Genomic DNA, 22,207 nt, shown 5'->3' with positions numbered 1-22,207 from the left:
ATTCGTGCGTACGGGATTACTGGTTGCCGCAGGTGGAGGCCGGGGAGCCGTCGAGCCAGGGCAGGTCGTGGCCCATCCGGTCCCGCTTGGTGCGCAGATAGCGGAGGTTGTGCTCCCCGGCCGTGACCGGCATGGGCTCGCGGCCCTCGACCGTCAGGCCGTGCCGGGTCAGGGCGTCGATCTTGTCGGGGTTGTTGGTCATCAGGCGCAGACTGCGGACGCCGAGGTCGGCCAGGATCTGCGCGCCTGCCGCGTAGTCGCGGGCGTCGGCGGGGAGGCCGAGTTCCAGGTTGGCGTCGAGGGTGTCGCGGCCCTGCTCCTGGAGCTCGTACGCGCGGAGCTTGGAGAGCAGGCCGATGCCGCGGCCCTCGTGGCCCCGGAGGTAGACGACGACGCCGCGGCCGGCCTCGGTGATCCGGTCCATGGAGGCCTGGAGCTGGGGGCCGCAGTCACAGCGCAGCGAGTGGAAGATGTCGCCGGTGAGGCACTCGGAGTGGACCCGGACGAGGACGTCGTCGCCGTCGCCGACCTCGCCGTGGACGAGGGCGACGTGCTCGACGCCGTCGACGGTGGAGCGGTAGCCGTACGCGGTGAAGTCGCCGTGCGCGGTGGGGAGCTGGACCTCGGCCTCGCGGCGGACGGTCGGCTCGGCGGAGCGCCGGTAGGCGATCAGGTCCTCGATGGAGATGATCGTGAGGCCGTGCTTGCGGGCGAAGGGGACCAGTTCGGGCAGGCGCAGCATGACGCCGTCCTCGCCGGCGATCTCGACGATGGCTCCCGCCGGGCGGAGGCCGGCGAGACGGGCGAGGTCGACGGCGGCCTCGGTGTGGCCGTTGCGGACGAGGACGCCGCCGGGCTTGGCGCGGAGCGGGAAGATGTGGCCGGGGCGGACGAAGTCGGCGGGCTCGTGGTGACCGCTCGCCAGCATCCGCAGGGTGGTGGCGCGGTCCGCGGCGGAGATGCCGGTGGTGACGCCGTGGGCGGGGGCCGCGTCGACGGAGACGGTGAAGGCCGTGCGCATCGACTCGGTGTTGTGCTCGACCATCTGCGGGAGCTGGAGGCGCTCCAGCTCCTCGCCCTCCATGGGGGCGCAGATCAGGCCGCGGCACTCGCTCATCATGAAGGCGACGACCTCGGGGGTGGCCTTCTCGGCGGCGATGACGAGGTCGCCCTCGTTCTCGCGGTCCTCGTCGTCGACGACGACGACGGGGCGGCCGGCGGCGATGTCCCTGACGGCCTGTTCGACGGGGTCGAGGGCGAGGTCGGTGGCGTCCCAGATCGGCAGCGCACTCATGCGTGGGCTCCTTCCAGAGCGGCGGGGGCGGTGCGCGTCCGGAGCCACCAGTCGCGCATGCCCCAGATGACCAGGGCGAAGTAGATGACGTAGACGAGGCCGGAGAAGGCGAGGCCGCTGTTGAAGGCGAGCGGGACCCCGACGAGGTCGACGAGGAGCCAGGCGAACCAGAACTCGACCAGGCCGCGGGCCTGGGCGATCATCGCGACGAGGGTGCCGACGAAGATGTACGCGTCGGCCCAGGGGCTCCAGGAGAGTGACGGGTAGAGCGTGAAGAGGCCGCCGACGGCGAGGGTGCCGAGGGCCGCGCCCCCGAGGAGCAGGCCGCGCTCCTTCCAGGTGGCGAAGCGGACGGCGATGGAGCCGTCCTGGGCCCGCTGCCGGCCCCGGTTCCACTGCCACCAGCCCCAGGCGGCGACGCCGATGACGAGGAGTTGCTTGCCGACGCCGCCGGAGAGGTGGGCGGAGGCGTAGGCGCCGACGAGGATGACGCCGGAGAGCAGCTGGGCGGGCCAGGTGAGGATGGAGCGGCGCCAGCCGAGCGCGAGGGCTATGAGGCCGATCGTGTTGCCGATCATGTCCGACCACATGATGTGCTGGCCGAAGACGGTGAACGCCTCGGAGTTGAGCCAGTTCACTTCTCGTTCTCCTTGGCGTCGGTGCCGGCGGTGGGGCCCGCGTCGGTGCCGAGCAGTCGCTCGACGTACTTGGCGATGACGTCCACTTCGAGGTTGACCGGGTCGCCGGACTGCTTGATGCCGAGTGTGGTCAGATCGAGCGTGGTGGGGATGAGGCTGATGGTGAACCAGTCGTCGGCGACCTCGACGACGGTGAGGCTGACGCCGTCGACCGTGATCGAGCCCTTCTCGACGACGTACCGGGAGAGGTGGGCGGGCAGGCCGACCCTGACCAGCTCCCAGTGCTCGGACGGGGTCCGCTCCAGGATGGTGCCGGTGCCGTCGACGTGGCCCTGGACGATGTGTCCGCCGAGCCGTCCGCCGAGGGCCATGGGCCGCTCCAGGTTGACGCGGGAGCCGACTCCGAGGGCGCCGAGGCTGGACCGCTTGAGGGTCTCGGCCATGACGTCGGCGGTGAACTCGCCGTGGCCGAACTCGACGACCGTGAGACAGACACCGTTGACGGCGATGGAGTCGCCGTGCTGGGCGCCTTCCGTGACCAGGGGGCCGCGCAGTCGGAAGCGGGAGGCGTCCTCCAGCTGCTCGACGGCGACGACCTCGCCCAGTTCTTCGACGATTCCGGTGAACACGGTCAGGCTCCCTTGAGGGTGGCGGTGATGCGGAGGTCGGTTCCGATGCGGGTGGTCTCGGTGATGTCGAGCCGCAACGCGTCGGTGATGGTGCTGATTCCCGCGTCGGCGAGGGCCGCGGGGCCCGCGCCGAGGAGGACGGGGGCGAGGTAGCCGACGACCTGGTCGACGGCGTCCGCGGCGACGAAGGCGCCCGCGAGGGTGGGGCCGCCTTCGAGGAGTACGGAGCGGACACCGCGCGCGTGGAGGGCGTCCAGGAGGGCGGGTACGGAGAGGCCGCGCTCGGCCCTGGGGAGGCGTACGACGTCCGTGAGGGTGGTCTCGGCGTCCTCGGCGACGGCGATCAGGGTGGGCGCGGCGTCGTCGAGAACCCGGGCGCCGGGCTTCACGGCGGTCGCTTCGGTGTCGACGACGACGCGCAGGGGCTGCACGGCGCCTTCGATCCCGCGTACGGCCAGGTGGGGGTCGTCGGTGCGGGCGGTGCCGGAGCCGACGACGACGGCGTCGGCCTCGGCGCGCAGCCGGTGGACGTCGGCGCGGGACTCGGCGGAGGTGATCCAGCGGGAGGTGCCGTCGGCGGCGGCGATCCGGCCGTCGAGGGTGGCGGCGTACTTCCAGCGGACGAAGGGGCGGCCGTGGCGTACGGAGGTGAGCCAGGCGATGTTGACCGCCTCGGCCTCGTCCGCCAGGAGGCCCTGCACGGCGGTGACGCCGGCCGCGCGCAGGGTGTCTGCGCCGCCGGTGGCCTGCGGGTTCGGGTCGCCGACCGCGTAGACGACCTGGCTGACCCCGGCCTCGATCAGGGCCTGGGCGCAGGGGCCGGTGCGGCCGGTGTGGTTGCAGGGTTCGAGGGTGACGTAGGCGGTGCCGCCGCGGGCGAGGACGCCTGCCTCGCGCAGGGCGTGCACCTCGGCGTGCGGGCCGCCGGCGCGCCGGTGGAAGCCTTCACCGACCGGGTGGCCCGAGGCGTCGGTGATGACGCATCCGACGACGGGGTTGGGGCTGGTGGCGCCGAGACCGCGTGCGGCGAGTTCGACGGCGCGTCGCATGGCGGTGATGTCGGCCTGCTGGGCCACCGGGTCCTCCTGCCTCTTCGGGCACGGACTCCGGGGCCTGTCGATGACGACAGAGAGCGGGAAGACGCCTCGCGCAGGGTGCGCCGAGGCCGCGTCCTCCGGGTACGCCGATCGAGGGGTCGATACGGCGGACCAGCGGACGTACGGCCGGCACACCCCTGACAGGGGTCGCCCGCCGCGCACTGCCTCCCATCCGGACTTTCACCGTCGGTCCAGGAATCTCACCTGGTCAACCGGCCGCTGGCTTGCGGACGGGTCGCGGACTATACCGCCGGTTCGGAATTACACCGACCCCGGAGTGCGCTGCTGCTGATACAGGGCCAGTGTGCCACGGCCCGCACGGGGCGACGTGACCGAGTTCCTGTGGTCTGGCTCACAGACTTCCACAGAATCCCTCTTTGGTCCAGACCTATTGACGCACTGGTCTAGTCCTCTTAATCTCCGTGTCACCTCCGAGGAACGGTCCGGCGGGGTGCGCACTCCACGGGCCCAACACGACCCACCCCCTTGTTCGTTGTGTATTACGACCTCCCCAGGAGGACCCGATCGTGTTGTCCCCCACCACGAAAAGAGCCTCGCTGCTCGCCTCCGGCGCGGCCGTCGCCGGACTGCTCCTCAGCTCGCTCGCAGGCGGCGTCTCGTACGCCGCCGACAACGAGTCCTGTCGCCCCGACGGGCTCTACAAGACCCCGGGCGTCGACGTCCCCTACTGCTCGGTCTACGACACCGAGGGCCGCGAGAAGATGGGCGCGGACCACCAGCGCCGGGTCATCGGCTACTTCACCGGCTGGCGCGACGGCAAGAACGGCCAGCCCGCGTACCTGGCCAAGGACATCCCGTGGGAGAAGATCACCCACATCAACTACGCCTTCGGCCACATCGGCTCCGACAACAAGCTCTCCGTCGGCACGGACGGCCCGAACAACGCCGCCACCGGGATGACCTGGCCCGGTGTCGCGGGTGCCGAGATGGACCCCTCGTACGCCTACAAGGGCCACTTCAACCTGCTCAACAAGTTCAAGAAGCAGCACCCGAACGTGAAGACGCTGATCTCGGTCGGCGGCTGGGCCGAGACCGGCGGCTACTTCGCGGACAACGGTGACCGGGTCAACTCCGGCGGCTTCTACTCGATGGCCACCAACGCCGACGGTTCGGTCAACCAGGCCGGGATCGACACCTTCGCCGCGTCGTCCGTCGACTTCATCCGCACGTACGGCTTCAACGGCGTCGACATCGACTACGAGTACCCGACGACCATGAAGGACGCCGGGAACCCGCTCGACTGGCAGCTCGCCAACGCGCGCCGGGCCGGACTCGTCCAGGGCTACGCCGCCCTCATGAAGTCCCTGCGCGAGAAGCTGGACGTGGCCGGCGCCGCCGACGGCAAGCACTACCTGCTGACCGTCGCCGCCCCCTCCTCCGGCTACCTGCTGCGGGGCATGGAGACCTTCCAGACGCAGAAGTATCTGGACTACGTCAACATCATGTCCTACGACCTGCACGGCGCCTGGAACGAGTACGTCGGTCCCAACGCCTCCCTCTTCGACGACGGCAAGGACGGCGAACTCGCCGCGGCCAACGTCTACGGATCGGCGCAGTACGGCAACATCGGCTACCTCAACACCGACTGGGCCTACCACTACTTCCGCGGCTCGATGCCGGCCGGCCGCATCAACATCGGCCTGCCGTACTACACCCGCGGTCACAAGAACGTGCAGGGCGGCACCGACGGCCTGTGGGGCAAGGCCTCCGCGACCACCTGCCCGGCCGGCGCGGGTCTGACCAAGTGCGGTGACGGCGCCACCGGCATCGACAACCTCTGGCACGACAAGGACACCAACGGTGTCGAGTCGCCCGCGGGGTCCAACCCGATGTGGCACGCCAAGAACCTCGAGAAGGGGATCGTCGGCGACTACGTCACGCAGTACGGCTTCCCGGCGAACACCACCCTGACCGGCACCTACGCCCGCAAGTACGACTCGACGCTGGTCGCGCCGTGGCTGTGGAACGCGCAGAAGAAGGTCTTCCTCTCCACCGAGGACGAGCAGTCGGTGGCCGCCAAGGCCGACTACGTCGTGAACAAGGGCATCGGCGGCACCATGGTCTGGGAGATGGCCGGTGACTACGCCTGGAACGCCACCAAGGGCCAGTACGAGATGGGCTCGACGCTCACCTCGCTGATGTACGACAAGTTCAAGGCGGCCACCCCGTACGGCGCGAAGAAGTCCAACGCGACGCTGCCGACGCAGGCCGTGAAGATCGACGCCCAGTTCACCGAGTTCAAGCTGGGCGACTCGAACTACCCGATCACCCCGAAGATCAAGATCACCAACAACACGGCGACGGCACTGCCGGGCGGCACGGAGTTCCAGTTCGACTACGGGACCTCGGCCCCGGCGAACGCCTCCGACCAGTCGGGCTTCGGCACCAAGGTGATCAGCAGCGACCACACGGGCAGCAACGTGGGCGGCCTGAAGGGCGACTTCCACCGCGTCTCCCTGAAGCTCCCGGCCTGGCAGTCGCTGGCCCCGGGCGCGACGGTCGACCTGGCGTTCAACTACTACCTGCCGGTGTCCACCCCCTCCAACTGGACGGTGAACTTCAACGGCACGACGTACGCCCTCGCCGGTGACCTGGCGCGCGGCACGACGGTGGTGGAGCCGGGCTCCACGACGCCGCCGACGACGCCGCCGACCACCCCGCCCACGACCCCGCCGACGACTCCCCCGACCACGCCTCCGACGACGCCGCCCACGGGCTGCACCGCCCCTGCGTACGTGGCGGGCTCGGTCTACAACGCGGGCAACGAGGTCTCCCACAAGGGCCACAAGTGGAAGGCCCAGTGGTGGACGCAGAACGAGGAGCCGGGCACGACCGGCGACTGGGGCGTCTGGAAGGACCTCGGCACCTGCTGAGCGACCACCGGGGCACGCTGACGCACCGCTGAGGCACCCCCGATGAAGATCCCCGGCGGCGGACACTCACGGCCCTTGCCGCCGCCGGGCCCCCGCCGCGCCGCGCTTCCCTGTCCGGGGCGCGGCGCGGTCGCGTTCCCGCGCCCGTGGCGGCAGGCTGGAGGCATGGGGACGATCCTGGTGACCGGTGGCACCGGCACCCTCGGCCGGCCCGTCTGTGAGCTGCTGCGCGCGGACGGCCACGAGGTACGGGTCCTCAGCAGACACTCACCGCCGTACGCGGTCGACCTGCGCCGGGGCGGACCGCTCCTGGACCGGGCCGTCGACGGGGCGGACGCGGTCGTCCACTGCAGCAACATCCCGCGCGGGGACAAGGAGGCCGCCCGACTCCTGATCGAGGCCGCCCGGCGGGCCGACGTGCCGCACCTGCTGTACATCTCGATCGTCGGCGTCGACCGGGTGCCGCTCGGCTACTACCGGACCAAGTACGCCGTGGAGCGCATGATCCAGGGTTCGGGCATCGGCTGGACGCTGCTGCGGGCCACCCAGTTCCACGACCTGGTCCTGCGGCTGCTCCAGGGCCTCGCCAAGCCGCCCGTCATGCTGCTTCCCCGGGACGTCCGGGACCAGCCGCTGGAGGTGACGGAGGCGGCGGCGCGCCTCGCCGAGCTGGCCGCGCGGCCTCCGGCGGGCCGGGTGGAGGACATGGGCGGCCCGGAGATCCGCACCTTCGCCGAGCTGGCCCGCTCCTACCTGCGGGCGAGCGGACGCCGGCGCCGCCTCCTGGAGGTGCCGTTGCCGGGTGGCACCTACCGGGGGCTGCGGCGCGGCGGGCACCTGGCGCCGGACCGCGCGGTGGGCCGGGTGACCTTCGACGAGTTCCTGGCACGCCGGTTCGGCGGACCGGAGGAGACGGCGGGCGACTAGCGGCTGGGCCGGGCCGGAGGGGCCGGCGGGCGAACAGCGGCTCGCCTGGCGGAGGAGACAGCGGCGAAATCTCGTTCCGGCCGTCGCTCGCCCGACACGGGATGTTCTGGTCCCAGCCGCAGGACCAGACGCCGCACCATCCCCAGGAGCCGCCGACCGGCCCCCATCTGATGGACCCGTCGATCGTGCGGCCCTGTCCCCGTGCCGTCGCGGGCACCCCGGAGCAGCGGCAGTACGACAGCGCGACGGGGACGTTCACCCTCCGGTACAGCGCCCGCCGCGCCGATTCCGGTCAGCCGTTCGCCCCGGGCGCCGTGACCGAGGTGTTCCTGCCGCAGAGCAACTACCCCGGCGGCTACCGGGTCGAGACCCAGGGCGCCGAGGTCGTGTCGTCACCCGGTGCCCGGGTGCTTCAGCTCACCACCACCCCCGGGCAGGACACCGTGCGGGCGACCGTGCCGCGGGGGTGACCGGCGCCTGGACACCGGAGAACGCCGAGGCCACACCCGGCCTCGCGGTCCGGCCCCGGAGTCCCCGGCCTACGGGAACAGCGCTTCCTGTGCCGCGTCCCTGGCGCGCAGCAGTGCGCCGCGCTGGACCGCCGCGTCGCCCAGCTCGGTCGCCCGGACCTGGGTGCGGAGCGGCGACAGGGTCGCGAGGGCCGACTCGACGCGGGCGGCGAGTTCGGCGCCGCCCTGGTGGCCGGTCTCACCGCCGAGGACCACGCAGCCGGGGTCCAGGACGGAGACGACCGCGGCCGTGCCGACGGCGAGGCGGTGGGCGAGGGCGTCGAGGAAGGGGCCGTGGCCCGAGGCGAGCGCCCCGGCAGGGTCGAGGCCGTGCGCGGCGGCGAGGGTGTGGACGGCGCCCGCGCAGGCCAGCTCGTGGAAGCCGCCGTCGCAGCCGGTGGCCGAGGGCAGCCCCGAGGTGCCGGGGACCGGCAGGAAGCCGATCTCGCCGGCGCCGCCCGAGGCGCCGCGGCGGAGCCGCCCGTCGAGGACGACGGCGGCGCCGACGCCCTGGCCGAGCCAGAGCAGGACGAAGTCCTCGCGGTCGCGGGCCGCGCCCTCGCGCAGTTCGGCGACGGCGGCGAGGTTGGTCTCGTTCTCGACGAGGACGTGGGCGGGCAGCCGTTCCTGGAGGACGCCGACGAGGCGCCGGTGCCAGGCGGGCAGCCCCGAGGAGTCGCGCAGTTCGCCGGTGGCCGGGTCGATGAGGCCGGGCGCGCCGACGGCGACGCTGTGCAGCCGGTCGGCGCAGGCCTCCTTGACGGTCCGCTCCAGCAGGGTGACCGCCTTCTCGACGGCGGCGCCGGTGCCGCTGCCGTCCCCGACGGGGACGGAGGCCTCGGCGAGGGTGGTGCCCAGCAGGTCGGCGACGGTGACGGAGACCGAGCGGGTACGGACGTCGAGGGCGGCGAGGTGCGCGCGGTCGGCGACGAGCCCGTACAGCTTGGCGTTGGGGCCGCGCCGCTCGGCTCCGGACTCCCCGACGACATGGATGAGCCCGGAGCCCTGGAGCCGTTCGACGAGATCGGCGACGGTGGGGCGGGAGAGTCCGGTGAGGGTCTTGAGCTGAGTGGCCGTCAACGGGCCCTCGTCCTGGAGCAGTCGCAGGGCGAACCGGTCGTTGATGGCTCGTGCGGTGCTCGGGGATGCGGCCATGCGGCGATCCTCTCAGACGCGTCCCGGCGGGGGCCCATCCTGTGGGCTATTTATCAGGCAGGGTTCCTGATAGTTTACGCGCCACACCACGACCCGGGGAGGACCCATGGCGGCGGAGACCGTCACCAGCACCGAACGCCTGCGGCGGGCGCGCTTCGCCGTCGCCGCCGTCTTCTGCGTCCACGGCGCGGTCACCGGCAGCTTCGCCACCCGCATCCCCTGGATCCAGGAGCACGCGGGCGTCAGCGCCGGACAGCTCGGGCTCGCGCTCGCCTTCCCCGCGCTCGGCGCCTCCCTGGCCATGCCGCTCGCCGGGGCCGTCTCCCACCGCTTCGGCGCCCGCACGGCGCTGCGCGGACTGCTCGCCCTGTGGACGCTCGCGCTGACCCTGCCCTCGCTCGCCCCGAACATCTGGGGCCTGTGCGGCGCGCTCTTCGTGTACGGCGCCACCGCGGGCATGTCCGACGTCGCCATGAACGCGCTCGGGGTCGAGACCGAGAACCGGCTCGGCAGGTCCATCATGTCCAGCCTGCACGGCATGTGGAGCGCGGGCGCCCTCATCGGCTCCGCCGCCGGCACGGTCGCCGCCCACCTCGGCGGCGACGCCCGTGTCCACCACCTGATCGCCGCCCTGGTCCTCACCGCGCTCGGACTGCTCTTCTGCCAGGGCGTGCTCGACATCCACAGCACCCCGGACGAGGAGCCGCCGCCGCGCTTCTCGCTGCCGCCGAAGTCCGCGCTGATCATCGGCGCGGTCGGCTTCTGCGCGGTGTTCGCCGAGGGCGCCAGCCTCGACTGGTCGGCCGTCTACCTCCGGGACGAGCTGGGCGGCTCCGCCGGTGCCGCGGCGGCCTCCACGACCGCCTTCGCGCTGACGATGACCGTGGCGCGGCTGGCCGGCGACCGGGTGGTGGACCGCTTCGGCGCGGCCCGTACCGTACGGGTCGGGGGCGTCGTCGCCACCCTCGGCGGGGTCATGGTCGTCCTCGCCCCGCACGCCGCCGTCGCCATGGCCGGATTCGGTCTGATCGGGCTCGGGGTCGCGGTCGTCGTCCCGCTCGCCTTCGCCGCGGCCGGGCGCAGCGGCCCGAACCCCAGCCAGGCCATCGCGGGCGTCGCCACCATCACGTACACCTCGGGGCTCATCGCGCCCTCGGCGATCGGCGGCATCGCCGACGCGACCTCCCTGGTGCTCTCGTTCGGCCTGGTCACGTTGCTCACCCTGGGGCTGGTGCTCGGCGCGGGGGTGCTCAGGTCCGGCGGGCGGGAGACGGCGGCGAAGACGCCCGCGCCCGAGAAGGCCTCGGGTCCGGTCGCGTAGAGCGAGAGGGGAGGCGGTCGCGTCTCCGCACCCTCCGGCGGCGCATACCATATGGCTGATCTTTTGCGGTCATGACACGGCCGCCGGAACCGTAGAACGGGAGCGACCTCATGAACCTCGGCGTGCGCTGGACCTTGCACGGCGACGGGAAGACACCCGCTCCCGGAGCCGTCGTCCGCCCGGACGAACGGCTCACCTGGCCCCGTACGGTCGGCCTCGGCGCCCAGCACGTGGTCGCGATGTTCGGGGCGTCCTTCGTCGCCCCGGTCCTCATGGGCCTGGACCCGAACCTGGCGATCATGATGTCGGGCGTCGCGACCGTGATCTTCCTCCTCGCGACCCGCGGCACCGTCCCCTCCTATCTGGGCTGCTCGCTCTCCTTCGTCGGCGTCGCCGCCGCGATCCGCGCCTCCGGCGGCACCAGTGCCACCGTGACCGGCGCGGTCCTCGTGGTCGGCGCGGTGCTCTTCCTCGCCGGTCTCGCGGTACGGAAGTTCGGCGCGCGGATCATCCACGCGGCGATGCCGCCGGTGGTGACCGGCGCCGTGGTCATGCTGATCGGCTTCAACCTGGCCCCGGTCACGGCGTCGACGTACTGGCCGCAGGACCAGTGGACGGCCCTCCTCGTGATGCTGTTCACGGGTCTCGCCGTCGTCTGTCTGCGCGGCTTCTGGTCGCGGATCGCGATCTTCCTCGGCCTGGTCTTCGGTTACGGCATCTCCTGGGTGTTCGACCTCGTCTTCGGCAAGATCCACTCGGTCTCCCCGGGCGGCCAGGTCACCGACCACTGGCGGCTCGACCTCTCCGGTGTGTCCAAGGCCGACTGGATCGGTCTGCCCTCGTTCCACGGCCCCAGCTTCGAGTGGTCCGCGATCCTGGTCGCGCTGCCCGTCGTCATCGCCCTGATCGCCGAGAACGCCGGGCACGTGAAGGCCGTCGGCGAGATGACCGGTGACAACCTGGACGACCAGCTCGGCACCGCGATCGCCGCCGACGGCGCCGCCTCGATGCTGTCGACGGCCGTCGGCGGCCCGCCGAACACCACGTACTCCGAGAACATCGGCGTCATGGCCGCCACCCGGGTCTACTCGACGGCCGCCTACTGGGCCGCCGCCGGCTTCGCCCTGCTCTTCGGCCTCTGCCCGAAGTTCGGCGCGGTCGTCGCCGCCATCCCCGGCGGTGTCCTCGGCGGCATCACCGTGATCCTCTACGGCATGATCGGCCTTCTCGGCGCCCAGATCTGGATCAACGCCAAGGTCGACCTGCGCAACCCGCTCAACCTGGTCCCGGCCGCCGCGGGCATCATCATCGGCGTCGGTGGGGTGAAGCTGACCTTCACCGACAGCTTCGAACTGGGCGGCATCGCCCTCGGCACGATCGTCGTCATCACCGGCTACCACGTGCTGCGCGCCTTCGCCCCGGCCCACCTCAAGCAGCAGGAGCCGTTGCTCGACTCCGGCACCAGCTCGTACGAGAGCACGTCCGACGAGGCCCCGACGTCGAAGAACTGAGTGATTCGCCCGTTCTGGGGAAGCCTGGCCCGGAACGTTCCCCCGGTGGCCCGGCTGCTGGGAGCCTGCCCCCATGGCGCAGACCCAGCAGATCGGACAGCGGCTCGCGAGGAACGAGCGGATCGGGCAGCAGCTCGGGCCGTTCCTGGCGGTCGACCCCGTCGTGGACCGATTGCGGGCGCTGCGCTCCGCCTGGCATCCGGCCGACGGGGTCGCCGTCTTCAACCGGGTCTATCTGACCGTGACCGAGGAGATCGGCCACGCCATCGAGGCGGGCGGCTTCGCCGACCGGCGGGCCGCCACCACCCTGGACGTACGGTTCGCCCAGCGCTATCTCTCCGCGGTCGACGCCGTCGCGAGCGGCGGCCCCGCCCCCGCCTGCTGGCGGCCCCTCTTCCACTACCGGCGCCACCCCGGCGTACGGCCGCTGCAGTTCGCGCTCGCCGGGATCAACGCCCACATCGGCCACGACCTGGCGCTCGCGGTCGTCGACGCCTGCCGCGACCTGGAGTGCGCGCCCGCCGACCTGGAGGACGAGTTCGACCGGGTCGGCGACATCCTGGACCTCCTGGAGGAGCGCATCCGGGAGGAACTGATGCCGGGTCCGGACCTCCTGGAGATCGCGGACCCGCTCACCCATCTGCTCGGCTGCTGGAGCCTGGACCGGGCCAGGGACGGGGCCTGGCTCGCGGCGCGCTCGCTGTGGCAGCTGCGCGGGCTTCCCGAACTGGCCGAGGAGTTCACGGAACGCCTCGACCGGTCGGTCGGCCTGGTGGGGCGGATGCTGCTCACACCTCTGACCTGGCCCTGATACCGCTCGGCCCCGGCCCGGATGCCACCGGCTCCCGGCAGCGGCCGGGAGCCGGTGGCCGGGATCAGTCCTCCGGCAGCTCGACCGGGGCGATCTCGTCGTACAGGTCGCCCGGGCCCGGGTTGGTGGCGTCGGTGCCGCCGCCGAAGTGGTGCATCACGCCCCAGACCGCGTTGAGCGCCGTCTGCACCGCGCCCTCGGCCCAGCCGGCCGTCCAGGAGATGTCGTCGCCCGCGAGGAAGATGCCCCGCTTGTCCTCGGGCAGCCGGTCCTGCATGAAGTGGGTGAACAGACGCCGCTGGTAGCGGTAGTGACCGGGCAGGTTCGCCTTGAAGGCGCCCATGAAGTAGGGCTCGTTCTCCCAGGAGACCGTGACCGGGTTGCCGATGATGTGCTTCCGGATGTCGACCTTCGGGTAGATCTCGCCGAGCGACTTCAGCATGACCTCCATCCGCTCGTTCGCTGACAGCGGCAGCCACTTCAGGCTGTCGTCGCACCAGGTGTACGAGAGGCAGATGGTGGCCGGCTTGTCCGGGCCGTCGTCCAGGAGGTAGGTGCCGCGGGTCATCCGGTCGGTCAGCGTCATCGACATGACGTCCCGGCCGGTGTCCTCGTCCTTGTCCAGCCAGAACGGCCGGTCCACGGGCACGAACAGCTTCGACGACTCCATGTAGTGGGTCCGCTCGATCGCCGTCCAGTGGTCGATCGGGAAGAGCGAGTCGTCACAGGCGATCTTGGAGAGCAGCATCCAGGACTGCGCGGTGAAGATCGCCGCCGGGAAGGTACGGATGTCGCCGGAGGCGTCCGTGACGGTGATCCGGTTGCCGGCGGTCCGGTTGAGCCGGGTCACGGCAGGCCTCGGGGCGCCCTCGTGGAGGGAGCTGAGGGAGGTGCCCTGCGCCCAGTGGATGATCTTCTGCGGCTCGCGCTCCCAGAGGCGCACCGGCAGCTGCTGCGAGCCGCCGACGATGCCGCGGTGGTGGTCGTCCGCCTCGGTGTAGACGACGCGGAGGATCTCCAGGATGGAGTTGGGGAAGTCGGTGTCCCAGCCGCCGGTGCCGAAGCCGACCTGGCCGAAGATCTCACGGTGCCGGAAGGACTTGAAGGACTCGGACTCGCAGAGGAAGCCGTAGAAGGTCTGGTTGTCGAGCTTCTCGACGAGCTTCGCCCAGATCTCGCGGATGCGCGGGACGTCGCGCTCGCGCATGGCCTGGTTCATGTCGGAGAAGTCGGCGCCCTCGTCCAGACAGGCGTTCCACGCGTTCATCACATCGCGGTAGACCTGCGGGAGGTCGTCGACGGTGGTGGCGTAGTGCGACTCGCCCTTGAGGTCGACGACGGTCGACGGGGTCGACTCGGCCAGCGGGTTCGGGAACGGCGTGGTCTCCAGGCCGACCAGGTCGATGTAGTGCTGGAGGGCGGTCGACGAGGGCGGGAAGCGCATGGCGCCCATCTCGGCGGTGAGTCCCTCGGTGGCGGTGCCCTCGAAGCCGACGGTGCGCAGCCGGCCGCCGATCTGGTCGGCCTCGTAGACGACGGGCTTGAGGCCCATCTTCATCAGCTCGTACGCGGCGATGATGCCGGAGAGCCCGCCGCCGATGACGGCGACCTCGGTGCCGTGCTCGGTGGCCGGTATCTGGCCGAGTCCGGCCGGGTGGGCCAGGAAGTCGTCGTAGGCGTACGGGAAGTCCGGACCGAACATGGTGATCGGCGGCTGGCCGTCGCTGTGGGGGACGGCGGTCGTGGGCACCGTGGACGTCATGGGGTACGGACTCCTTGCACGCAAAAAAGAAAGAGGCAGGTCGGGAAGCTCGGGGACGGCTCAGACGAGGGGGCCGTAGAGGCCGGGCCGCCGGTCGCGGAGGTAGGGGTTCTCCGCGCGGGAGGCCGCGAGGAAGGCCGTGTCGACATCGCCGACGACGAGGTCGTCGCCGCGTCCGGCGCGGGCGCGGGCGGTGCCGTCGGGCCCGGCCAGGGTGGAGAGGCCGACGAACTCGAAGTCGCCCTCGGGGCCGGTGCGGTTGGCGTACGCGATGTAGAGCTGGTTCTCGAAGGCGCGGACCGGCACCACGGACAGCGGCACGATCTCGGCGGGGTGCATGAGCGCGGTCGGTACGAGGAGGAGTTCCGTGCCGGCCAGCGCGTGTGCCCGCACGTTCTCGGGGAACTCGACGTCGTAGCAGATCATCATGCCGACGGTGATCCCCTCGATCTCCGTCTGGACGACCGCCCGGTCACCGGGGGTGAACCACTTCGACTCGAAGCCCCCGAAGAGGTGGGTCTTGCGGTAGTTCGCCAGCGGGACGCCGTCGGCGCCGATGAGCTGGGCGGAGTTGTGGAGGACTCCGTGGCGCTCGGTGTTCCGCTCCGGGTAGCCGTAGCCGACGGCCAGCCCGTGGCGCACGGCGACGGCCGCGACGGCGCGGGCGGAGGGGCCGTCGGCGGGCTCGGCCAGTCGGGCCATGTCGTCACCGATGGCGTACCCGGTGAGGAAGAGCTCGGGGGCGAGCAGCAGGCCCGCTCCGGCGGCGGCGGCGCGGGCGGCGGCCTCGTCGAGGATCTTGAGGTTGGCGGCCACGTCACCGAGCTCACCGGAGCTCTGGAGCAGGGCGGTGCGCAGCGCGGGCATGGGCGGTCCTCGGAGGTCGGAGCGGAGGGGGAAGACGTCAAAAACGGTACGGTTCCGCACTCCTTCGGGACAAGGAGGCAGCGTTGCGGACCGACCGTCGAACCGTTGCGCGATCGGCCTGGGCGGCGGCGATTCGTTGCGCGGGGCTCCGCCCGGGGGTGTACGGCTCCCCCGCCGCGCGGCGGAGACGAGGACCGTTCTCCGGCGCGACGACCCGGCGGGGGCCGCGCGGAAGAGTGGTCCTCGTCCGGAAGACCTGCCGGACGGCCTGCCGAGAGGGACCACGATGAACCGTCGCACGAAGACCGTCGCCGTAGCCGTCGCCGTACTGCTGACCTTGGGGGCCGGGGGCATCGCCGCCGCCGCGGGGGGAGACACCGGGCACGGGGACGGTGGTGTCCGGGAGGCCGCCGCGCTGACCGGGACGGCCAAGCTGTACCGGCCGGCCGGGGACGACATCACGTTCGGATTCGACGCGCATCTGGCGGCGAAGGACAACAAGGATCCGCAGGCCGCGACCGGCACCTTCCGGTTCAGCCACTACAAGGACGGGAAGGGCGGCTACGCGGTGGCGAAGGTCGACTGCCTCACCACGGGGGGCAGGGTGGCGGTGGTGACGGGTGTCGTCACCGAGACCGACGTGGACGCCTTCCGGAACAAGCGGGTCGGGATCTCGGTGCACGACGACGGCAAGCGGGACCGGCTCGGCTACAGCTGGGTCGGGCGCGATACGAACCTGGAGGTTCCGCCGTGCCTCAGCTCCGCGCCCTTCGAGCAGGTGCAGGCCGGAACGGGCGACTTCCATGTGCTGCCGTGGAAGCTGGAGTACCCGACCGAATAGTCCCGGACGGGACCGAACAGACCGCCCCACGGGGGTGGGCGGGCGAAGGGCGGTGCGGGAACCACGGCCCGCACCACCCCGGCCCCTGACCCCTGTGCGGGCTTACGCGGGCGAGCCCGAGGAGAAGCGCCGCAGCAGCGGCGAGAGCACCAGGACGGACTTGGTGCGCTCCACGAACGGCTCGCCCGCGATCCGCTCCAGGACGCGTTCGAAGTGGCGCATGTCCGAGGCGAAGACCTGGACGACGGCGTCCGCGTCACCGGTGACGGTCGACGCGGACACCACCTCGGGGTACCGCTCCAGACCCCGCCGGATGTCGTCCGGCGAGGTGTTGTGGCGGCAGTAGATCTCGACGAAGCCCTCGGTCTCCCAGCCGAGGGCCGCCGGGTCCACCCGTACGGTGAAACCGGTGATGGCGCCCTCGGCCCGGAGCCGGTCCACGCGCCGTTTCACGGCGGGCGCGGAGAGTCCGACGAGCGAGCCGATATCGGCGTAGCTGCGGCGGGCGTCCTCCGCGAGGGCGTGGACGATGCGTTCGTCGAGGTCGTTGAGTCGCACTACGGGTGGATCACTTCTCTGTCGATACCGCTGGTTCCGCGGGCGCCGCCGTGGCCAGTCGGGAGCGGCGCATTCCGTACAGGAAGTAGAACACGAGCCCGGCGGCCATCCAGCAACCGAAGACCACCCAGGTGATGGCGTCGAGGCTGAACATGTTGTAGGCGCAGAAGACGAAACCGAGGACCGGGAAGACCGGCCCGAGCGCCACCTTGAAGGTGCGCGGCAGGTCGGGGCGGGTGTAGCGGAGCACGATGACCGCGATGTTCACCAGGCCGAAGGCGAAGAGGGTGCCGATGCTGGTGGCGTCGACGAGCTTGCCCAGCGGGATGAGCGAGGCGAGCAGGCCGCAGAAGAGCGACACGATGACGGTGTTCACGCGCGGGGTGCCGGTCTTGCGGCTGACCCTGCCGAAGACCTTGGGCACGAGGCCGTCGCGGGACATCGCGAAGAGCACCCGGGTCTGGCCGTAGAGGACGGTGAGGACGACGCTGGCGATGGAGATGACCGCGCCGGCGGCGAGCATGGTGCCCCAGAAGGTCTGCCCGGTGACGTCGTTCATGATCGCCGCGAGCGTGGCCTCGGAGCCCTCGAACGCCTTCCAGTCCCACGCCCCGACCGCGACGGCGGCGACCAGGACGTAGAGGACGGTGACGATGAGCAGCGAGAGCATGATCGCGCGGGGTAGGTCGCGCTTGGGGTTCTTCGCCTCCTCGCCGGCCGTGGATGCGGCGTCGAATCCGATGTAGGAGAAGAACAGGGTGGCGCTCGCGGCGCCGACGCCGGTCATGCCGAGCGGCATGAAGTCCTTGTAGTTGCCGGACTTGAAGCCCATGAAGCCGATCGCGCAGAAGATCACCAGGGTGACGATCTTCACCGCGACCATGATCGTGTTGACGACGGCGGACTCGCGGGCGCCGCCGAGCAGGAACACCATGGCGAGCATCACGACGATCAGGCCGGGCAGGTTGATGACCCCGCCCTCGCCGGGCGCCGACGACAGCACCTCGGGGATGGTGACCCCGATGGTCCCGTCGAGCAGTTCGTTGAGGTACTCGCCCCAGCCGACGGCCACGGCGGCGACGGAGACGCCGTACTCCAGGACCAGGCACCAGCCGCATACCCAGGCGACGAGTTCGCCCATCGTTGCGTACGCATACGAGTACGAGGAGCCGGCGACCGGTATGGAGCCGGCCAGTTCGGCGTACGAGAGCGCGGAGAAGAGGGCCGTGAGGCCGGCGATCACAAAGGCGACGGTGACTGCGGGGCCGGCCTTCGGGACGGCGTCGCCGAGGACCACGAAGATGCCCGTGCCGAGCGTGGCACCGATGCTGATCATGGTCAGCTGCCACATGGAGAGCGAGCGACGGAGACTGCCGCCTTCACCCTGCCCACCCTCCGTGACCAGCCGTTCCACCGGCTTGCGCCGGGTGAGTGCACTGAGGGGGGAGGTCGTGCGGACGGCCGTTTCGTCGACCGGTGGGGCTGCACCGTGATCCAGCACTGCGGAGGCTCCTTATCGCTGCCTGTAGGCGGAGCGGGGACCGCGGCGGTACGCGGGCATGACAAGTCAGCCCACATGGGGAAGGGGGAACCGCCGAGCAGGCGGTCACCGCCACTCCTGGTACGGGGCATGAGCCTAAGGGGCAGGGGTTCGCACTCGTAATGCAGGGTTGTTGCGCAGTACCGGATGATCATTGCGCGCTTGCCACACAGACGGGGAAACATTGCGCTCCCCCGCATGAATCCACACATGGGGGGTGTGAACGGGTCCACGCGCGCGCATTGACTCCTCGTGTCCGATGACCCACGCTGCGAGCCCTCGACGCCCGACGAGACGACCCCACGAACGGAGGCCCGGGTGGGCTGGCTCGACCCCGCACCCTTCCTGCGCGGCACGGCCTGGCTCCACGGGAACCGCCCCGTGCGCGCCGATCCCGCCGATCTGGAACGGCTCCCCCGGGACATCGCCGCACGCGCCGCGCTGCCCATCGGCGTACGCATCGAGTTCACGGCGGCCCCCGGCACGCGCGCGGTGCTGCTGCGCTACCGGGCGGACCTTCCCGGTCCGGGCGACCCACTGGCCGGGCTGCGCCACTGCTTCGCCCTCTGGAGCGGCACCCGGCTGGTCGGCGAGACCTGTGCCGCCCCCGCTGCTGAGGCCACCGTCACCCTCCCGCTGCCGCCGGGCGGCGGCGTCTTCGCCGTGCACCTCCCGGAGGGCCAGGCACCCGTCCCGCTCGCCCTGCGGGCCCTCGGCGGGGCGCTCTCGCCCGCTCCGGCCCGGCCCCGCTGGCTCGTCCACGGCGACTCGATCACCGAGGGCTGGTGGTCGACCCGGCCCGCCCACTCCTGGCCCGCGACGGCGGGACGGCTCCTCGGCCTCGACCCGGTCAACCTCGGGTACGCGGGCGGGGCGCGCGGCGAACTCCCGCTCGCCGAGCATGTGGCGCGGCTCGAAGGCGAGCTCATCACCCTCGCCTTCGGCACCAACTGCTGGTCCACGGTGCCCGCGACGGCGGACTGGTTGTACGCCACCGTCCGGGCCTTCGTCGGTCTGGTCCGCCGGGGCCACCCGGACACGCCCCTGCTGATCGTCTCGCCCGTTCTGCGCCCGGAGGCGGAGCACACCCGCAACGCCCTCGGCGCGACCCTGACGGACCTGCGCGGGGCGATGGAGCGCGCGGGGCGGGACCTGGCCGCCGAGGGCGACACGGGCCTCCACGTCCTCCCGGGACGCCCGCTGCTGGGCCCGGAGCACCTGGCGGACGGGCTGCACCCGGACGACCGGGGCCACGCCAGGATCGCGACGGCGGTGGCGGAGGCCCTGCGGCCGTACGTGCCCGCCGGCCGGCCGGCGCCGTCAGGGACCTGACGGACCTGATCCCCGTACGGTCTCCACGGTCCACGCGCCGACCGTACGGGAACGCCGTGGGCCCCCGGGAGGGTTCTCCCGGGGGCCCACGGCGTCACGGCGTGACGGGACCGGCCTGTCGTCAAACTCCCCGCCTGCTCCACGGGCGACGACGGGATTGTGACGACCGGCCCTAGCTCCAGCTGGCGTGCAGCGGCTTGCCCTCGGCGTAGCCCGCGGCGGACTGGATGCCGACGACGGACTTCTCCTCGAACTCGGCGAGCGAGCCGGCACCGGCGTAGGTGCAGGAGGAGCGGACGCCCGCGATGATCGAGTCGATCAGGTCCTCGACGCCCGGACGGGCCGGGTCGAGGAACATCCGCGAGGTGGAGATGCCCTCCTCGAACAGCGCCTTGCGGGCGCGGTCGTACGAGGACTCGTCGCTCGTGCGGTTGCGGACGGCGCGGGCCGAGGCCATGCCGAAGGACTCCTTGTACGCACGCCCCTTGGCGTCCTGCTGGAGGTCGCCCGGGGACTCGTACGTACCGGCGAACCAGGAGCCGATCATCACGTTCGAGGCACCGGCGGCGAGCGCCATGGCGACGTCGCGCGGGTGACGGACACCGCCGTCGGCCCAGACGTTCTTGCCGTACTTCTTCGCCTCGGCGGCGCACTCCAGGACGGCCGAGAACTGCGGGCGGCCGACGCCGGTCATCATGCGGGTGGTGCACATGGCGCCGGGGCCGACGCCGACCTTGATGATGTCGGCGCCCGCCTCGATGAGGTCCTTGACGCCCTCGGCGGCGACGATGTTGCCCGCGACGATCGGGACCTGCGGGTCGAGCGCCCGAACGGTCCGGATCGCGCTGATCATCGACTCCTGGTGGCCGTGCGCGGTGTCGATGACGAGCGTGTCCACGCCCGCGTCGAGCAGCTGCTTGGCCTTGCCCGCGACATCGCCGTTGATGCCGACGGCGGCCGCGATGCGCAGCTGCCCCTTGGCGTCGACGGCGGGGGTGTAGAGGGTCGCGCGCAGCGCGCCCTTGCGGGTCAGGATGCCGACCAGCTTGCCGTCGGCGTCGACCGCGGGGGCGTAGCGGCGGTTGGCGGAGTCGAGCGTGTTGAACGCCTCGCGCGGGTCGATGTCCGCGTCCAGGAGCAGCAGGTCCTTGGACATGACCTCGGAGAGCTGGGTGAAGCGGTCCACACCGGACAGGTCGGCGTCGGTGACGACACCGATCGGGCGCCGGTTCTCGTCGACGACGACACCGGCGTCGTGGGCCCGCTTCGGCAGCAGGGAGAGCGCGTCGGCGACGGTCTGGTGGGGCTCCAGGACGATCGGGGTGTCGAGCACGTGGTGACGGCTCTTGACCCAGGCGATGACGTCGGTGACGACCTCGATCGGGATGTCCTGCGGAATGACGACCATCCCGCCGCGACGGGCGACGGTCTCGGCCATGCGGCGGCCGGCGACGGCGGTCATGTTGGCCACGACCAGCGGGATCGTGGTCCCGGTCCCGTCCGGTGAGGAGAGGTCCACCGCCTGGCGGGAACCGACGGCCGAGCGGCTCGGCACCATGAACACATCGTCGTACGTCAGGTCGTAGGGCGGCTTGACGTCATTGAGGAAACGCACGTGCTGACATCCCAGTCGTTCGGATCGGCCCCTAGGCATTTCAGCCAGGGGAAAAAGCACGTAGTTCATTCTCCCACGGGTGTACGAATACCAGTCCCGGGCTAATCCTCCGAGCCTCGCGACAGGTGCTTCGTCGGATCCTCCGAAGATCCCCCGAGGGAGAGGAGGACGGCGAGCCGGGTGGGGCGCTCGTCGACGGCCGTGGCGAAGACCTCCTGGGCGGTACGCCACTCCTGCGGGCGGACCCGCGCGTACTCCTGCCAGCCGGTGACCACGAGGGCGACCGGCTCGGGCAGGTCGGTGAGGGAGTCGGCGAGGGCGTCCCAGTTGCGGCCGAACCACGAGGGCAGGGCGAGCGCGGCGGCGCACCGGTCCATCAGGGCGGCCTTGTCGGTGACGCCGCTCAGATCGAGGACGACGGAGTCGTCAATGCCCATCCGCGACCACCTCCCGGAAGGTCTCGTAGTGGTCGTCGGTCCAGTAGGTCTCACCGCTGCGCCCGGTGACGATCCGGCGGGCGCCCCGGTCGCGTTCGCCGGGGGTCTTCACCGTGTACTCGTGGTAGTAGCCGCGCTCCTTGCGTGGAAGGACCCGCTCGAAGTTCGAGAAGACCGTGCCGTCCTTGGCGTACGGGTAGGGTCCGCCGCGCGCGATCAGGTCGAGGGTCTTCCGGGCCTCGGGCGGCAGGTCGGCGGCCCGGACGACGGGAAGGCCGGAGGTGCCGGTGGGGACGCCGGGGGTACCGGTGGGCACGGCGGCGGAGCGGGTGGCTCCGTGCGTGGGTCCGGGCTGGGCGTCGCCGCCCGCCGTGGAACAGCCGGCGAGGGACCCGGCCAGGAAGAAGGAGAGGACGAGCGCGAGGAGCACGCGCAGGGGCCGGAGCAGCATTCCCCGAACATATCGTTA

General features: G+C 71.5%; 20 protein-coding genes and 1 riboswitch. Of the genes, 8 read left to right on the top strand and 12 right to left on the bottom strand.

From position 1 onward, the window contains the following. Positions 1-16 precede the first annotated feature (16 nt). The 4 genes from ABT154_RS28785 to ribD are packed head-to-tail and all read right to left on the bottom strand — an operon-like array spanning position 17 to position 3,637. A complete protein-coding gene (locus tag ABT154_RS28785) occupies positions 17-1,294 on the bottom strand; it encodes a bifunctional 3,4-dihydroxy-2-butanone-4-phosphate synthase/GTP cyclohydrolase II (RefSeq protein ID WP_351860544.1) in 1,278 nt (425 codons plus the stop codon). Next, the gene (locus ABT154_RS28780; protein WP_351860643.1) at positions 1,291-1,884 is read right to left on the bottom strand and encodes a nicotinamide mononucleotide transporter family protein; all 594 of its coding nucleotides are present in this window, start codon (positions 1,882-1,884) and stop codon (positions 1,291-1,293) included. The genes ABT154_RS28785 and ABT154_RS28780 overlap by 4 nt, the downstream gene beginning before the upstream one ends. 44 nt (positions 1,885-1,928) lie before the next feature. Next, positions 1,929-2,561 carry a riboflavin synthase gene (locus ABT154_RS28775; protein WP_351860542.1) on the bottom strand — a complete coding sequence of 211 codons (633 nt, stop codon included), beginning with the start codon at positions 2,559-2,561 and terminating at the stop codon, positions 1,929-1,931. Between the two features lie 2 nt (positions 2,562-2,563). Beyond that, a complete protein-coding gene (ribD, locus tag ABT154_RS28770) occupies positions 2,564-3,637 on the bottom strand; it encodes a bifunctional diaminohydroxyphosphoribosylaminopyrimidine deaminase/5-amino-6-(5-phosphoribosylamino)uracil reductase RibD (protein ID WP_351860540.1) in 1,074 nt (357 codons plus the stop codon). 175 nt (positions 3,638-3,812) lie between these two features. Then, a riboswitch (FMN riboswitch) is annotated at positions 3,813-3,943 on the bottom strand. Positions 3,944-4,185: 242 nt separating this feature from the next. Here ribD and ABT154_RS28765 point away from each other — a divergent pair. The 3 genes from ABT154_RS28765 (at position 4,186) to ABT154_RS28755 (ending at position 7,949) form a co-directional block, all read left to right on the top strand. Next, a complete protein-coding gene (locus ABT154_RS28765) occupies positions 4,186-6,552 on the top strand; it encodes a chitinase C-terminal domain-containing protein (RefSeq protein WP_351860538.1) in 2,367 nt (788 codons plus the stop codon). Between the two features lie 165 nt (positions 6,553-6,717). Beyond that, complete coding sequence (locus ABT154_RS28760; protein ID WP_351860536.1) at positions 6,718-7,479, top strand: SDR family oxidoreductase; 762 nt, start codon at positions 6,718-6,720, stop codon at positions 7,477-7,479. A gap of 101 nt (positions 7,480-7,580) precedes the next feature. After that, positions 7,581-7,949: a hypothetical protein gene (locus ABT154_RS28755; protein ID WP_351860534.1), complete on the top strand. Its 369-nt coding sequence runs from the start codon at positions 7,581-7,583 to the stop codon at positions 7,947-7,949. Positions 7,950-8,018: 69 nt separating this feature from the next. Here ABT154_RS28755 and ABT154_RS28750 read toward each other — a convergent pair whose 3' ends face one another. Further along, complete coding sequence (locus tag ABT154_RS28750) at positions 8,019-9,143, bottom strand: ROK family transcriptional regulator (protein WP_351860532.1); 1,125 nt, start codon at positions 9,141-9,143, stop codon at positions 8,019-8,021. A gap of 106 nt (positions 9,144-9,249) precedes the next feature. Here ABT154_RS28750 and ABT154_RS28745 point away from each other — a divergent pair, with 106 nt between their 5' ends. From ABT154_RS28745 to ABT154_RS28735, 3 genes are all read left to right on the top strand, one after another. Continuing rightward, a complete protein-coding gene (locus tag ABT154_RS28745) occupies positions 9,250-10,464 on the top strand; it encodes an MFS transporter (RefSeq protein ID WP_351860530.1) in 1,215 nt (404 codons plus the stop codon). A 110-nt stretch (positions 10,465-10,574) separates the two neighbouring features. Then, the gene (locus ABT154_RS28740) at positions 10,575-11,975 is read left to right on the top strand and encodes a uracil-xanthine permease family protein (RefSeq protein ID WP_351860528.1); all 1,401 of its coding nucleotides are present in this window, start codon (positions 10,575-10,577) and stop codon (positions 11,973-11,975) included. Between the two features lie 73 nt (positions 11,976-12,048). Then, complete coding sequence (locus ABT154_RS28735; RefSeq protein WP_351860526.1) at positions 12,049-12,786, top strand: DUF5995 family protein; 738 nt, start codon at positions 12,049-12,051, stop codon at positions 12,784-12,786. Positions 12,787-12,850: 64 nt separating this feature from the next. Here ABT154_RS28735 and ABT154_RS28730 read toward each other — a convergent pair whose 3' ends face one another. After that, the gene (locus tag ABT154_RS28730; RefSeq protein WP_351860524.1) at positions 12,851-14,548 is read right to left on the bottom strand and encodes a flavin monoamine oxidase family protein; all 1,698 of its coding nucleotides are present in this window, start codon (positions 14,546-14,548) and stop codon (positions 12,851-12,853) included. A 60-nt stretch (positions 14,549-14,608) separates the two neighbouring features. Further along, on the bottom strand, positions 14,609-15,415 hold the full coding sequence (locus ABT154_RS28725; protein ID WP_351860522.1) for a carbon-nitrogen hydrolase family protein: 807 nt from the start codon (positions 15,413-15,415) through the stop codon (positions 14,609-14,611). A 286-nt stretch (positions 15,416-15,701) separates the two neighbouring features. Between ABT154_RS28725 and ABT154_RS28720 the strand changes: the two genes are divergently transcribed. Then, entirely contained in the window at positions 15,702-16,256 is a 555-nt protein-coding gene (locus ABT154_RS28720; protein WP_351860520.1) for a Repetin, read from the top strand. A gap of 102 nt (positions 16,257-16,358) precedes the next feature. On the opposite strand, the gene ABT154_RS28715 is transcribed toward ABT154_RS28720, so the two are convergent. Both ABT154_RS28715 and ABT154_RS28710 read right to left on the bottom strand, forming a co-directional pair. Beyond that, positions 16,359-16,814, bottom strand: coding sequence for an Lrp/AsnC family transcriptional regulator (locus ABT154_RS28715; protein ID WP_015032260.1), 456 nt, complete (start codon positions 16,812-16,814; stop codon positions 16,359-16,361). A gap of 10 nt (positions 16,815-16,824) precedes the next feature. Beyond that, positions 16,825-18,315: an amino acid permease gene (locus ABT154_RS28710; protein ID WP_351860518.1), complete on the bottom strand. Its 1,491-nt coding sequence runs from the start codon at positions 18,313-18,315 to the stop codon at positions 16,825-16,827. A 357-nt stretch (positions 18,316-18,672) separates the two neighbouring features. Here ABT154_RS28710 and ABT154_RS28705 point away from each other — a divergent pair, with 357 nt between their 5' ends. Next, positions 18,673-19,686, top strand: coding sequence for a GDSL-type esterase/lipase family protein (locus ABT154_RS28705; RefSeq protein WP_351860642.1), 1,014 nt, complete (start codon positions 18,673-18,675; stop codon positions 19,684-19,686). A gap of 172 nt (positions 19,687-19,858) precedes the next feature. On the opposite strand, the gene ABT154_RS28700 is transcribed toward ABT154_RS28705, so the two are convergent. From ABT154_RS28700 to ABT154_RS28690, 3 genes are all read right to left on the bottom strand, one after another. Next, positions 19,859-21,301, bottom strand: a complete 1,443-nt coding sequence (locus ABT154_RS28700; RefSeq protein ID WP_351860516.1) for a GuaB1 family IMP dehydrogenase-related protein — start codon at positions 21,299-21,301, stop codon at positions 19,859-19,861. A gap of 101 nt (positions 21,302-21,402) precedes the next feature. After that, positions 21,403-21,738: a barstar family protein gene (locus ABT154_RS28695; RefSeq protein ID WP_351860514.1), complete on the bottom strand. Its 336-nt coding sequence runs from the start codon at positions 21,736-21,738 to the stop codon at positions 21,403-21,405. Beyond that, a complete protein-coding gene (locus ABT154_RS28690; RefSeq protein ID WP_351860512.1) occupies positions 21,728-22,189 on the bottom strand; it encodes a guanyl-specific ribonuclease in 462 nt (153 codons plus the stop codon). Before ABT154_RS28690 ends, ABT154_RS28695 begins: the two co-directional genes overlap by 11 nt. Positions 22,190-22,207 lie beyond the last annotated feature (18 nt).

The organism is Streptomyces sp. NPDC001728, assembly GCF_040297565.1.
Taxonomy (GTDB): Bacteria; Actinomycetota; Actinomycetes; order Streptomycetales; family Streptomycetaceae; genus Streptomyces.
This window is presented reverse-complemented; position numbering and strand designations above follow the sequence as displayed.